The 12,910-nt window shown below is 69.6% G+C and carries 11 protein-coding genes; 2 read left to right on the top strand and 9 right to left on the bottom strand.

All coding sequences use genetic code 11. From position 1 onward, the window contains the following. Nucleotides 1-46 precede the first annotated feature (46 nt). A complete protein-coding gene (locus V1460_RS13555) occupies nt 47-850 on the top strand; it encodes a nucleotidyltransferase domain-containing protein (RefSeq protein ID WP_338673979.1) in 804 nt (267 codons plus the stop codon). A 33-nt stretch (nt 851-883) separates the two neighbouring features. Here V1460_RS13555 and V1460_RS13550 read toward each other — a convergent pair whose 3' ends face one another. The 4 genes from V1460_RS13550 to V1460_RS13535 all read right to left on the bottom strand — a co-directional run bounded on the left by V1460_RS13550 (nt 884) and on the right by V1460_RS13535 (nt 5,449). Then, a complete protein-coding gene (locus V1460_RS13550; protein ID WP_338673978.1) occupies nt 884-1,747 on the bottom strand; it encodes an inositol monophosphatase family protein in 864 nt (287 codons plus the stop codon). 182 nt (nt 1,748-1,929) lie between these two features. Then, complete coding sequence (locus V1460_RS13545) at nt 1,930-3,231, bottom strand: serine hydrolase domain-containing protein (protein ID WP_338673977.1); 1,302 nt, start codon at nt 3,229-3,231, stop codon at nt 1,930-1,932. Nucleotides 3,232-3,428: 197 nt separating this feature from the next. Continuing rightward, on the bottom strand, nt 3,429-4,016 hold the full coding sequence (locus V1460_RS13540) for a TetR family transcriptional regulator (protein ID WP_338673976.1): 588 nt from the start codon (nt 4,014-4,016) through the stop codon (nt 3,429-3,431). Nucleotides 4,017-4,021: 5 nt separating this feature from the next. Beyond that, the gene (locus tag V1460_RS13535; protein ID WP_338673975.1) at nt 4,022-5,449 is read right to left on the bottom strand and encodes an amidase; all 1,428 of its coding nucleotides are present in this window, start codon (nt 5,447-5,449) and stop codon (nt 4,022-4,024) included. Nucleotides 5,450-5,505: 56 nt separating this feature from the next. On the opposite strand from V1460_RS13535, the gene V1460_RS13530 reads away from it, so the two are divergent. After that, nucleotides 5,506-6,303, top strand: coding sequence for an SDR family NAD(P)-dependent oxidoreductase (locus V1460_RS13530; RefSeq protein ID WP_338673974.1), 798 nt, complete (start codon nt 5,506-5,508; stop codon nt 6,301-6,303). Between the two features lie 28 nt (nt 6,304-6,331). On the opposite strand, the gene V1460_RS13525 is transcribed toward V1460_RS13530, so the two are convergent. From V1460_RS13525 to V1460_RS13505, 5 genes are all read right to left on the bottom strand, one after another. After that, on the bottom strand, nt 6,332-7,921 hold the full coding sequence (locus V1460_RS13525; protein WP_338673973.1) for an NCS1 family nucleobase:cation symporter-1: 1,590 nt from the start codon (nt 7,919-7,921) through the stop codon (nt 6,332-6,334). A 71-nt stretch (nt 7,922-7,992) separates the two neighbouring features. Beyond that, nucleotides 7,993-8,994, bottom strand: a complete 1,002-nt coding sequence (locus V1460_RS13520; protein WP_338673972.1) for a TIGR03842 family LLM class F420-dependent oxidoreductase — start codon at nt 8,992-8,994, stop codon at nt 7,993-7,995. A 105-nt stretch (nt 8,995-9,099) separates the two neighbouring features. Next, on the bottom strand, nt 9,100-10,503 hold the full coding sequence (gene hydA, locus V1460_RS13515; protein WP_338673971.1) for a dihydropyrimidinase: 1,404 nt from the start codon (nt 10,501-10,503) through the stop codon (nt 9,100-9,102). Between the two features lie 139 nt (nt 10,504-10,642). Then, nucleotides 10,643-11,923 carry an aspartate aminotransferase family protein gene (locus tag V1460_RS13510; protein ID WP_338673970.1) on the bottom strand — a complete coding sequence of 427 codons (1,281 nt, stop codon included), beginning with the start codon at nt 11,921-11,923 and terminating at the stop codon, nt 10,643-10,645. Continuing rightward, the gene (locus tag V1460_RS13505) at nt 11,920-12,762 is read right to left on the bottom strand and encodes a nitrilase-related carbon-nitrogen hydrolase (RefSeq protein ID WP_338673969.1); all 843 of its coding nucleotides are present in this window, start codon (nt 12,760-12,762) and stop codon (nt 11,920-11,922) included. Before V1460_RS13505 ends, V1460_RS13510 begins: the two co-directional genes overlap by 4 nt. Between the last annotated feature and the right edge of the window lie 148 nt (nt 12,763-12,910).

The following is a 12,910-nucleotide window of genomic DNA, read 5'->3' as shown; positions in this document are numbered from 1 at the left end:
ATATTCGCAGCCGCCGACACCGCGGCCGGGGGTAGCGTACGCAGCGATGACGAACCAGCTCGATGGCATGGCGGACATGGCGGCACGGCTCACCGGAGTGCGGGGCATTCACGCCGTCGCCCTCGGCGGCAGCCGGGCGCGCGGCGCGCACCGGCCGGACTCCGACTGGGATCTGGGTCTCTACTACAGGGGCACACCGGATACGGCGGCGTTGGCAGCGCTGGCCGCCACCTTCACCGGTGGCCCGGTGGAGGTGGCGGGCCCCGGCGGTTGGGGACCGTGGGTGGACGGCGGCGTGTGGCTCACGGCGGACGGCGCTCGAGTGGACTGGATCCTGCGGGATCTCGACCGAGTGGAGTCCGTCTGGGCGGACTGCCGTGTGGGCCGCTACGAGGTGGGCGTGCAGGCAGGGCACCCGCTGGGCTTCTGGTCACCGGCGTACGCGGGCGAGGTCGCGCTCTGCCGGGTACTCGCAGATCCCTCAGGTGAGTTGACCGCCCTTCGGACGGAGACGGCGGTGTATCCGGAGCCGCTGCGGCAGGCTCTGGTCGAAGCCGCCTGGGAGGCGGACTTCTCAGTGGCTGCGGCGGCCAAGTCGGTCCGTGGTGGGGACGCCTTGCATGTGTCGCTGTGCCTCTCCCGCGCCTTCGGCGTACTCACCCAGTCGATGCACGCGGCTCACCGCACCTGGCTGCTCAACGAGAAGGGCGCGCTGGCGAGCGCGTCCCGGCTACCGAACGCCCCCGCGGACTTCGGAGACCGGGCGGCAGCCGCACTGCGCGCCCTGGACGCGACGGCGGTCGCCGACGCGGCACGGCTGGTGCGGGATACCAGGGAGCTGCTCGGCTGAGGGTGCCGGGCAAGGCGCGGCCCTGCCGAGCTTTCACACGGTGCGTCCGGGTGCTGCCAGCAATGCGTGGATCCGGCTGACCGTCGTCTCGTCCCGAGCCGCCGTGAACGGCAGCGCGTTGCCGCCGGTGACGCGGAAGCGCTCTCCGGTGAGGGTCAGGTCCGTGCCGCCCGCCTCGGCGACCAGGAGTAGCCCCGCCGCGTGATCCCATGGATTTTCCCAAGAGAAGACTATGGCTGACAGCTCACCGCGGGCCACAGCGAGGTACTCGAGACCCGCGGAACCGCATGGTCGGGTGGCTATGCCGTCGACGCGCAGGGCGAGCAGGGCGCGCTTCTGCTCGTCCGTGGTGAAGTCCGGGTGGGAGGTGGCCACTTCGAGAACCGCTCCGGGTGCGGGCGAGCCCGAGCTGATCGGCCTGCCGTCCACCCGCGCGCCGTGTCCGCGCACCGCCACCGCCATCTCGTCCAGCGCCGGGGCGTAGGTCCAGGAAGCCAGCACCTCACCATGCCGGGCGAGCGCGACCAGCGTGCAGAAGCCGGGGTCACCGTGGACGAACTGGCGAGTGCCGTCGACCGGGTCCACGATCCAGACCGGAGCGTCGCCGTCGAGCGCGCCGCATATCGCCGAATCGGCGTGGACCGCCTCCTCGCCCACCACGACCGAACCCGGCAGCAGCGCGGACAGTGAGGCGGTGAGGTGCTCCTCGGCGCTGCGGTCGGCCACGGTCACCAGATCATGCGGACCGTTCTTCTCGAGGATCTCGTGCTCGGCGAGCTGGCGGAAACGCGGCATGATCTCGACGGCGGCCGCCTTGCGGACCGCCTCCTCGACCAGGGCAAGGGTGACGGACTCCCAGGGATTGCCTGTCGTCCCGGACAGAAACTCTTCGGTCATGCGTCCAGCAAAGCACGCCGCGCTGACATCCCAGCCGACTCGGGGCGACGAACCGATGGACACCAGGGACATCCACGGCAAACCCCGGGTGAACACGAAGCGTCTCGCGGCGGCCGCACCGAGTCCCGGCGAGCCTGCGCGGCCTTGGCCGCCCAGGCTCGCCGGTCTGGCAGGGGCAGCGGTCAGCCTGCGGACTCCTCAGCGGAGCCGGAAGCCCCCGAGGACGCGGCGGACGCTGTCGGCTGTGCCGATGACGCGGGCGCGGGCGGCAGGCTGTACACGTTCTCCGGCGTCACGATTCCCGTGATGGCCTTGGCGAACACCGTGCTGTTCTCGCTGCCCTGGTACGGGTTGTCGGTGTTGGTGAGGATCACCATCGTGGCCTTGGTCTCGGGCAGGTACACGGTCACGCTCTGGTAGCCGGGCAGCGAGCCGTTGTGACCGATCCAGCCGTGGTTCTCGAAGATGCCCAGACCGTAGCCCGTCCCTGGGAAGCCGGTGGGCAGCATGCGCAGCCGCTGAGCCTGGGTCGCCGGCTTGAGCAGTGTGCCGGTGGCCACGATGCGTGCCCATTCCCGCAGGTCCTGCAGGTCGGAGATCATCGCCCCGGCCGCCCAGGCCCAGGACGGGTCCCAGTCGGTGGCGTTCGCCTCCTCGCCGTCCGGCGTCTGGTCGGTGTACCCCTGTGCGTGCGGCTCGGGGAATTCGGCGCCTTCGGGGAACAGCGTGTCGTCGAGGCCGGCCGGGCCGAGGACACTGCGGTCCAGGTCCTCCCGCAGACTCCGGCCGCTCGCCTTCTCGATGACCAGACCGAGCAGGATCGTGTTGGTGTTGGAGTACTGGAACTTCTCGCCCGGCTGGAAGCCCACCGGGTGGTCGAAGGCGTAGTCGAGCAGCTGCTGGGGGGTGAACACCCGGTCAGGGTCGGCCATGAGGGCCTTGTCGAAGGCCGGGTCGTCCGTGTATGAGTACAGTCCGCTGCGCATCTCGGCCAGCTGACGCAGCGTGATGTTCTCGCCGTTCGGCACTCCGTCCACGTAGTCGGAGATGGGGTCGTCGAGACCGACCTTGCCCTCGTCCACCAGCCTGAGCAGGGCCGTCACGGTGAACGTCTTGGTCTCGCTGCCGATCCGCATCCGCAGATCCTGGGACATGGCCTTGCCGCTGCTCTTGTCGGCGACGCCGAAAGCCCGGATGTAGTCACCCTTCCCCGGCTGCCACACTCCGACGATCACACCGGGGACCCCGGTCTGGCGCAGCACCTGGGTGATGGCCTTGTCGAGCCGCTGCGACACCGCCGGGTCCAGGCTGCGGGCAGAGGGCTCCGACGTTGCGGTGGGGTGAGCCGCAGGCGATCCGGATGACGTGAGCCCGGTGCAGGCCGCTGCGGCGAGCAGCCCAGCGGCGGCCAGCGTGACGGCGGCGGCCCTGCCATACCGGGTCCTGCCGTATCCGGTCCTGTGCCATGTGTGCGTGCGCGACATCCCGGGCGCCCCTTTCGGCCAGGCTCGGCCATGCGGCCGGTGCGGTGGCGCATGGTCAGACCAACCTAAGCCACACACACGCCCATACCGGCATAACCCGGCCCGCACTGACCCGTTCGGCAGGCCTGGTCGGCCGCGGACCGGCACACGCCCTGAGCCGCTCGGGACGCATCCCGAGCGGCTCAGGGCAGGCGTACTCAGACCCGACCGCCCACCAGCAGCAGCAGCGCGTCCGCCAGGTCCTCCGCGGGCGAACCGGTGGCCAGCCGCCGGAGCTGGAGCCCGGCGATCAGGGCGACCGTGGTCGAGGCCAGCCGCTCGGCGTCGGGGACACCAAGGGCGGTGAGGATCTGTGTGGCGAGGCGGTCGTACGCGGTGAAGCATTCGGCCGCCGCCTCCCTCAGCCGTTCGTCCCGCCCCGCCTGGATGTACAGCTCGAAGGGAGCGATGTGCTCACTGTCGAAGACGGTGCCGTCCGCGACCTGTCCCGCGAGCGACGCGGCGGCGTCGAGACCGAGGCCCGCCGCCTCACCCTCGTCGGCGAGCTCGGTCAGCCGCCGGGTCTCCTCGTGCACGAAGTGCAGCATGGACTCCCGCAGCATCTCGTGCTGACTGGTGAAGTGGTAGGTGACGGACCCGAGCGAGACGCCCGCCTCCTTCGCGATCCGCCGGTTGGTGACCCCGGCGATGCCGTCCTCTCCGATGACGCGCAGGACGGCACCGATGATGCGTTGCTTCGTCGGGAGTATGGGCTGGGCGGTGGCCGGGACGTGCTCGCTGGACATGGTGGTCATTGTTCCACCGGCGCGCTCCGCACGGTCGGCGGGGAGGGGTGGTGCTCGTACCAGCGCAGGGCGTCCTCCAACTGGGCGGCCAGCGAGATCAGACGCTCCTCGCCACCTGCGGGGCCCAGCAGTTGTGCACCCACCGGCAGACCGCCGGAGGTGAACCCGGCGGGCACGTTCACCCCGGGCCAGCCGAGTACGTTCCACGGCCAGGCGTAGGGGCAGGCCGCGGCCATGATGGAGTTGGTACGCCAGGCGCCGAGCCCGTCGAAGGTGCCGATCGCGGGCGGCGGCACGGCCGTGGTGGGGGTCAGCACGACGTCGTAGGTGTCGAAGATGGCGCCGATGCGCTGGTGCTGGCGTACCTCACGGGCGCGCGCCGCGCGCACGATACGGCCGCCGAGCAGCTTGCCGTTGCGCATCGCGGTACGGGTGCGCGGGTCGAGCAGCGCGGGCTCGGGGTGCAGCGCCGCGATCTCGGAGACACCGGTCGTCCCGCGCGGGACGAAACCGAGCCCGATGAGCCCGTAGCGCGGCCTGGCCTCCTCGACGTCGTGCCCGAGCCGGGCGAGGGCATCGGCGACCTCGGAGACGGCACGGCGGACCTCGGGGTGCGGCTTGGCGCCGGTGAGGGTGAGCGGCGGGCGCCAGGCGAGGGCGATGCGCAGCCGGCCAGGTTCGCGGCGGGCGGCGGCGGACGCGTCGACGGCTTCGGGCCGGTGCAGGTCCTCCGGGTGCGGCCCCTGGACAGCGTCGAGCAGCAGGGCCGCGTCGGCGACCGTACGGGCCAGCGGGCCGTTGACGGCGAGGCCCTGGAACGCATCGATGTGCGGATGGACGGAAACCCTGCCGCGCTGCGGCTTGATCCCCACGAGATGGGTCCAGGCGGCCGGGATCCGGATGGAGCCGGCGCCGTCCGAACCGAGCGCGGCCGGTACGAGTCCGGCGGCGACGGCCGCCGCCGATCCACCGGACGAGCCGCCGGGGGTGTGTCCATGCGACCAGGGGTTGCGAGTGGCACCGAAGGCGGGGCCCTCGGTGAACGCCCACTGGCCGAGTTCACAGGAGTTGGTCTTGCCGACGATGACGGCGCCCGCCTCGCGCAGCCTGCGTACCGGCTCGCCGTCGACTGATGCCGGTGCGACCTCGCCCTGGCAGCCGAACAGAGTCGGCAGGCCGGCCACATCGGTGTCGTCCTTGACCGCCATGGGCACACCGAGCAGCGGTAGCCGCTCCCCCGAAGCGAGTCGACGGTCGGCGTCATCCGCGTCGGCGAGCGCGGCCTCGGCCCGCACATGCCGGAAGGCGTTGAGTACGGGCTGGCTGGCCTCGATCCGTTCCAGCGCGTCCACGACGAGTTCACGCGAGGTGACCTCGCCCTCGCGCAACCTTCTCGCCTGTTCGGTAAGTCCTGTGTAGTCCCCTGTGGACATGACCACCCTGCCCTCCTTATCGTTCGTTCGAACGAACGGAACTGGAGGGTAACCAGATGCGCATCACCGGATCAACTGTTCTGCTCACCGGTGTCACCGGCGGTATCGGCGCCGCGCTCGCCGCGGAACTCAACGCACGCGGCGCGCGGTTGATCCTGACCGGGCGCCGGCCCGAGGCGTTGGAGCCGCTGGTGGAGCGTTACGGGGCGCGGGGCGTGGTCGCCGACCTCGCGGACCCTGACGACATCGAGCGGCTGGCGCACGAGGCGGCCGGCATCGACATCCTGATCGCCAACGCCGCTCTGCCGTCCAGTGGCGAGCTGCTGGACTACACCCCCGAGCAGCTCGACCGCGCCCTCGCCGTCAACCTCAGGTCCCCCGCCATGCTGGCCCGGCTGCTGGCACCCGCGATGGTGAAGGCGCGCCACGGCCATCTCGCCTTCGTCGGTTCGATGTCCGGCAAGACGGCCACCAAGCACTCGGCTCTCTACAACGCCACCAAGTTCGGCCTGCGCGGTTTCGCGCTCGGTCTGCGCCAGGACCTGCACGAGCACGGGGTGGGCGTCTCCGTGATCCAGCCCGGTTTCGTCCGGGACGCGGGCATGTTCGCGGACACGGGGGCCGAGGCGCCCGCGGGCCTGGGCACGGTGTCGCCGCGCCAGGTCGTCGCGGGTGTGGTCCGTGCCATCGAGCAGGACCGCGCCGAGGTGAACGTGGCGCCCGCGATGATGAAGGTGCTCACCGCGATCGGAGGCCAGTTCCCGGGGTTCTCGGAGCGGGTGCAGCGTCGTGCGGGAGGGGCAGCCGACCGTACGATGCGCCGGGTCGTGGAAGCCCAGCGCGAACGCCGCTGAAGCCGACCGCCGAAGGCGGCGCCGTGCCTCACCGCGGGGACCCGGCGGGTGGGATGCCGTGGAGAGTCCCGTCGGACTCCCCGGAGGATACACGGCGCCGCAGCGGCAGCATCAGCAGTGTGTAGAGCGCCATCGACGCGGCGAGGCCCACCGCCCAGCCGTAGTCGGCGAGCGGCTTGAGCACGGGGATCAGCCCTTCCTCGGGGAACGGGCCCTTGCCCGGGGCCGAATGGGACCCGCCGATCGCCAGGATGCCGCCCACGACGAAAGCGACCACACCCCTCCAGTTCCAGCCGCCGGAGTACCAGTAGTCGCCCTCGTGCCGGTAGAGGTCGGCCAGCCGAAGGCGGGTGCGGCGGATGATCCAGTAGTCCGCGATGAGGATGCCCGCCACCGTGCCGAGTAGCCCGCCGACCAGCCCCAGCCAGGTGTAGATGTAGAGTTCGGGGGTCTCGGTCAGCTTCCACGGCATGATCAGCACACCGACGACACCGGTGATCAGCGCACCCCTGCGGAAGTTGATGAACCTCGGCGCGAGATTGGCCAGGTCGTACGCGGGCGACACCACGTTCGCGGCGATGTTCACGGAGATCGTCGCGACCAGCACCGTGATCAGGGCGTAGAGCAGGCCGAAGACGTTGTCGGTCTTTCCGGCCAGTTCCACCGGGTCCCAGATCGGAACGCCGTACACCGCCTGGGACCCGGAGGTCACGAACACCGAGAGCAGGGCGAACAGCGTCATGGTCGTCGGCAGTCCCAGCGTCTGGCCCCAGATCTGGGCACGCTGCCCTGCGCCGAAGCGGGTGAAGTCCGGGATGTTCAGGGACAGTGTGGACCAGAAGGCGATCATCGCCATGAGGGAGGGGAAGAACACCGTCCAGAACTCCGACCCCCAGCCGAGCTCGGACGGCTGGTCGAGCAGCGGACCGAAGCCACCCGCCTTCATGGCGATCCACACCAGCAGCACCAGCGCCCCGACGATGACGAAGGGAGCCGCCCAGTTCTCGAACCTGCGCAGGGTCTCCATACCCCGGTAGATAATGGCCAGTTCGAGTGCCCAGAAGGCCACGAAGCACAACCACAGAGTCCAGGGCTGCCCGGCGATCTCGCCGGCCTTGGTCCAGCCGCCGAAGATGTTGCCGAGCAGGATGAAGATGCCCTGCCCGCCGATCCAGGTCTGGATGCCGAACCAGGCGCAGGCGACCGCGGCTCTGATGAGGGCGGGCAGGTTGGCACCGCGCATGCCGAACGAGGCACGCGCGAGGACCGGGAAGGGGATGCCGTATTTGGGCCCGGCGTGCCCGGTGAGCAGCATCGGCGCCAGCACGATCACATTGGCGAGCGCGATGGTGAGCACCGCCTGCTTCCAGTCCATGCCGAGTGCGACAAGGCCGGACGCGAGCAGCCAGGACGGGATGTTGTGGGCCATCCCGACCCAGAGCGCGGCGAAGTTGTACGTCGTCCAGTGCCGTTTGGCCACCGGTACGGGGAGCAGGTCCCGGTTGACGAAGCGGCCCTCGCCCGAGACCGCTCCGGGCACGAGTTCCACCCGGCCCTGGTCGTCGGTCACCTGAGCCGGGTCGCGGGACGGAGGGGCCGGGGGAACTGGCGCGGTCATGGGCTTGACCCTTCAGCGGGGGGCGGGTGCCCGGTCAGCGGTGGGCGTTCAGCGGCACCGCGGTGGGCGGATCAGCGGTTGATGGCCGGGATGATCTCCGCGCCGTAGGCGTCGATCGTCAGCTCCTTGGCGTCGTGCATGTTGTAGACCGCGAACTGGTCCACGCCCAGATCACGCAACGCCTGGAGCTTCTCGATGTGTGCCTGCGGGGGGCCGAGCAGGCAGAAGCGGTCCACGATCTCGTCGGGCACGAAGTCCGTCGACGGGTTCCCGGCCCGTCCGTGGTGGCTGTAGTCGTAACCGTGCCGCTCCTTGATGTACGCGGTCAGCTCCTCGGGCACCATGTCCGAGTGCTCGCCGTAGCGGCTGACGAGATCGGCGACATGGTTGCCGACCATCCCGCCGAACCAGCGGCACTGATCGCGGGCGTGGGCCAGGTCGTCGCCGACGTACGCGGGTGCGGCGACGCAAATCGTGACCGCGTCCGGATCGCGACCCGCCTCCGCAGCCGCGTCCCGTACCGCCTTCACCATCCATTCGGTCAGATAGGGGTCGGCGAGTTGGAGGATGAAGCCGTCGGCCTTCTGCCCGGCGAGTGCCAGGGCCTTGGGGCCGTACGCCGCCATCCACACCGGCAGTTTTCCGCCCTGCACCCAGGGCAGCCGCAGCGGCTGGCCGTCGATCAGGGCCTCCCGCCCTTCGGCGAGGTCGCGGATGGCGTCGATCGCCTCGCCGAGGCGGGCCAGCGTGTTGGGCTTGCGGCCGGCCACCCGCATGGCCGAGTCGCCGCGTCCGATACCGCAGACGGTGCGGTTGCCGTACATCTCGTTGAGCGTGGCGAAGGTGGAGGCGGTGACCTCCCAGGTCCTGGTGCCCGGATTGGTGACCATGGGTCCGACGTGCAGGGTCTGGGTGTGCTCCAGGATACGGCTGTAGATGACGAACGGCTCCTGCCAGAGCACGGCCGAATCGAATGTCCAGCCGTAGCGGAAGCCGTTGCGCTCCGCGCGCCGCATCAGACCGACGACCCCCGATGCTGGCGGGTCGGTCTGGAGGACGAGTCCGAAGTCCACAGGGGGACCTCCCTGTTCAGTTCGTTGCGTTGCTCGTTACCCGGTACTAGATGCGCGTCGCGCGCTTCTCGTTGCTCACTGCCGCCGCCGACCGCCGGACGGGGCTCAGCTGAGGTACTGGCAGGTGGATCGCGGTACGTAGACACCGTGCCCGGCCCGACCGGTGAACTCCCGCCGGTCGATCACGGTTTCACCGCGGGACAGTACGGTCTCGACCTGCCCGGTGACCCGTTTGCCCTCGTACGCCGAGTAGTCGACGTTCATGTGGTGGGTCTCGGCGGAGATGACCTGGGTGGCCGTCGGGTCGTAGATCACGACGTCGGCATCGGCGCCTGGCGCGATGGTGCCCTTCTTCGGGTAGAGCCCGAACATACGGGCCGGGGTGGCGCAGGCGACCTCGATCCAGCGGCGGCGGCTCATGTGGCCGTCCACGACCGCCTGATGGAGCAGGTCCATCCGGTTCTCCACACCCGGCAGACCGTTGGGGATCTTGGAGAAGTCGCCCCGGCCCAGCTCCTTCTGGCCGGTGAAGCAGAAGGGGCAGTGGTCGGTGGACACGACCTGGAGGTCGTTGGTCCGCAACCCGCGCCACAGCGCAGCCTGGTGCTCCTTGGGCCTGAGCGGCGTACTGCACACGTACTTGGCACCCTCGAAGTCGGGCTCCGCAAGGTTGTCGGTGGACAGGAACAGATACTGCGGGCAGGTCTCGCCGAAGACGTTGAGGCCCTTGCCCCTGGCCTGGGCGATCTCGGCGACGGCCTCTTCCGCCGACACGTGCACGACATAGAGCGGCGCGCCCGCGACCCGGGCGAGCTGGATGGCGCGGTGCGTCGCCTCCGCCTCCAGGAGCACCTTGCGCACCTCGCCGTGGTAGCGGGGGTCGGTCTCACCGCGGGCGAGAGCCTGTTCGACCAGCACATCGATCGCGATGCCGTTCTCGGCGTGCATCATGATCAGCCCGCCGTTGGCGGTGCCGCGCTGCATCGCCCTCAGGATCTGCCCGTCATCGCTGTAGAAGACCCCCGGATAGGCCATGAAGAGCTTGAAGGAGGTGACGCCCTCCTCCACCAGCAGGTCCATCTCCTTGAGCGAGGACTCGTCGACGTCCGCGAGGATCATGTGGAAGCCGTAGTCGATGGCGCAGTTGCCGTCGGCCTTGGCGTACCAGGCGTCGAGTCCTTCGCGCAGTCCCTGTCCGACGGACTGCACGGCGAAGTCCACGATGGTGGTGGTGCCGCCCCAGGCGGCGGCGCGGGTACCGGTCTCGAAGGTGTCGGATGCGAAGGTGCCGCCGAACGGCAGCTCCATATGGGTGTGGGCGTCGACGCCGCCCGGGATGACGTACTTCCCGCCGGCGTCGATGGTGCGCTCGGCGGTCCAGCTCTCGGCGGCGCCGGAGCCCGTCGTCGCCAGGGCGGCGATACGGCCGTCCTCGATCAGTACGTCGGCGTGGGTCTCTTCCGCGGCGGTGATGACGAGTCCGCCGCGGATCAGTGTGCGGTTGCTCATGGTTCTTCCCGGTCTCTGAAGGGATGGACTGGGCGGTTTCCGGAGGCTGCGCGGGGTGTGCGGGGCTGCGCGGCTGCCCGGGGGCCGTACGGCTGCCACCCGGAGGCCCGCGCGGATGTCCGGAGGGAGCGCATGGTCTCTAGAGGCTGCGCAGCGCCCGTTCGAGGATGGCCGCGCCCTCTTCCGCCTCTGCCACGGTGAGCGTCAGCGGTGGGGCGATCCGCAGCACGCTGGTGTTGTGCGCGCCGCCCTTGCCGATGAGCAGACCGTTCTCGCGAGCCGTTTCGAGCACCGCGGCGGCGGCTTCGGGATGCGCCTGGTCCGTCCCGGGCTTCACGAGTTCCACCCCTGCCATGAGCCCCCGGCCGCGCACCTCGCGCACCTCGGGGACCGCCGCGCCGATGGCGCGCAGCCGTTCGAGCAGCATTCCTCCGACGCGCCTGGCGTTGCCCTGGAGATCGTGCTCCAGGAGATACGAGAGGTTCGCCAGACCCGCCGCCATGGTGATCGGCGAGCCGCCGAAGGTCGAGATGGAGTTGGCGTCGATGCAGTTCATGACCTCGGCACGGGCGACCACACCGCCGATCGACATACCGTTGCCGATGCCCTTGGCGAAGGTGAGGAGGTCGGGCGGTCCGTTCCGGCCGTGGGCCTGCCAGCCCCAGAAGTTGTCGCCGGTCCTGCCCCAGCCGGTCTGCACCTCGTCGGAGATCCAGAGGATGCCGTGCCGGTCGAGCACTTCACGGAACGCCGCGTACAGCCCGTCGGGCGGCGAGGTGAAACCGCCGACGCCCTGGATCGGTTCGGCGATCAGTGCGGCGACATCGCGAGTCTGCCCGAGCAAGTCCTCCAGGTCGGCGACGCAGGCCTCGATGAACCGCGCGTCGGAGAGGTCCGCGTACGGTCCCCGGCCACGGACGCCGCCGTGCACGTAGAGGGTCTGCAGCGGGGAGAGTCCGGTGGGGCTCCAGGCTCGGTTGCCGGTGATGGAGACCGCGGAGAAGGAGCGGCCGTGGTAGCTGTTTCGCATCGCCAGGATCGTTCCCGACCTGCGGTACGCGGTGGACAGCAGCAGAGCCGTGTCATTGGCCTCGGTGCCGGAGGTGGTGAAGAAGACCCGGGCGTCGGGGATTCCGGAGAGTGCCGCGACGCGCTCGGCCAACTCGACCATGGGGCGGTTGAGGTAGAGGGTGGAGGAGTGGATGATCCGTCCCGCCTGCTCGCTCACCGCCTTGGTGACCTCGGGGAGCGCATGTGCGGTCATGGTGGTGAGGATGCCGCCGAAGAAGTCCAGGTAGCGGTTGCCGTCCGCGTCCCAGACGTGCCGTCCCTCGCCGTGGGTGATCTCGATGGGCTGCTGGTAGTACAGCGCGACCCAGTCGGGGATGACGGCGCGGTGCCGTTCGTACAGGTCGCTCACGGCTGCACCAGCCCCTCGTAGGCGTCGGGCCGGCGGTCGCGGTAGAAGGCCCACTGCTGCCTGACCTCTTCGATCAGAGCGAAGTCCAGGTCCCTGACGACCAGTTCCTCGGCCTTGTCACTGGCGGTCTCGCCGACGAACTGTCCTCGCGGGTCGACGAAGTAGCTGGTGCCGTAGAAGTCGTTGTCGCCGTACTCCTCCTGGCCGACCCGGTTGATGGCGGCGATGAAGTACTCGTTGGCGACCGCGGCTGCGGGCTGTTCGAGCTGCCAGAGATAGGCGGAGAGACCGCGTGAGGTGGCCGACGGGTTGTAGACCAACTGGGCACCGTTGAGGCCGAGTTGGCGCCAGCCCTCAGGGAAGTGCCGGTCGTAGCAGATATAGACCCCGACCCTGCCGACGGCGGTGTCGAAGACCGGCCAGCCCATGTTGCCGGGCTTGAAGTAGTACTTCTCCCAGAAGCCCTTGACTTGGGGGATGTGGTGCTTGCGGTACTTGCCCAGATAGGTGCCGTCGGCGTCGATGACGGCCGCGGTGTTGTAGTAGAAGCCGGTGCCCTCCACCTCGAACACCGGGACCACGATCACCATGCCGGTCTCCCGGGCGAGATCGCGCATCCGCAGCACGGTCGGGCCGTCCGGCACCGGTTCGGCCCAGCGGTAGTGCTCGGGCTCCTGGACCTGGCAGAAGTACGGCGCGTTGAAGACCTCCTGGAATCCGATGATCTTCGCGCCCTGGCGCGCGGCCTCACGGGCGTGCTCTTCGTGCTTGGCGATCATCGACTCGGCATCGCCGGTCCAGCTCGCCTGGACGAGTGCGGCGCGTACGACATTGGTCATGAGCTGCTCCTTCGACAAGACGTCAGAGAGCCTCTACGCACGTAGATGCAATACTTAGGAGGAGAACGTAAGCCCCGTCACACACTGGGGCAAGACCATCGTCGCCACCCACGGTGTCGATCGTGATTCGCACCTCAGCGGTCGGCAT

This window comes from Streptomyces sp. SCSIO 30461 (assembly GCF_037023745.1).
Taxonomy (GTDB): domain Bacteria; phylum Actinomycetota; class Actinomycetes; order Streptomycetales; family Streptomycetaceae; genus Streptomyces.
This window is presented reverse-complemented; position numbering and strand designations above follow the sequence as displayed.